Raw genomic sequence first — 398 nt, forward strand, 5'->3', positions numbered from 1 at the left:
TCCTGATTTTCTTATGGAATGAAGGGCGCGGACAAAACCGCGCCGCAGGGTCAGCCGCGAATATGAAGGGTCTTCTGATAGATCGCGGTGGAACGGGCGCCGGAGCGGCAGTAGCCGAGCATCGGGCGCGGGAATTCTTCAAGCGCGTCGACCATGCCGGTCACGGCTTCCTCGGTAACACCCATGGTGCCGACAGGCACATGTGCGATCTCCAGGCCAAGCTCCTTGGCGCGTGCCGCAATCACGGAAAACGGCGTCTGGTCAGGGCTTTCCTGGTCCGGGCGATGACAGACGATCGACTTGAAACCCAGAGCCTTGATCTGGTCGAGATCCTCGACCGCAATCTGGCCGGATACCGAATAGTCGTCGTCGATCTGGCGGATGTCCATCACGCGTAC

General features: G+C 60.3%; 1 protein-coding gene. It reads right to left on the reverse strand.

Going from position 1 to position 398, the window contains the following annotated elements; all coding sequences use genetic code 11:
- Nucleotides 1-50 precede the first annotated feature (50 nt).
- A partial coding sequence (locus SB764_RS38540; RefSeq protein ID WP_410866540.1) for a TIGR01244 family sulfur transferase occupies nucleotides 51-398 on the reverse strand: 348 nt, incomplete at its 5' end.

It is taken from the genome of Paraburkholderia sp. SIMBA_027 (genome assembly GCF_046535315.1).
In the GTDB taxonomy this organism is placed as follows: domain Bacteria; phylum Pseudomonadota; class Gammaproteobacteria; order Burkholderiales; family Burkholderiaceae; genus Paraburkholderia; species Paraburkholderia tropica.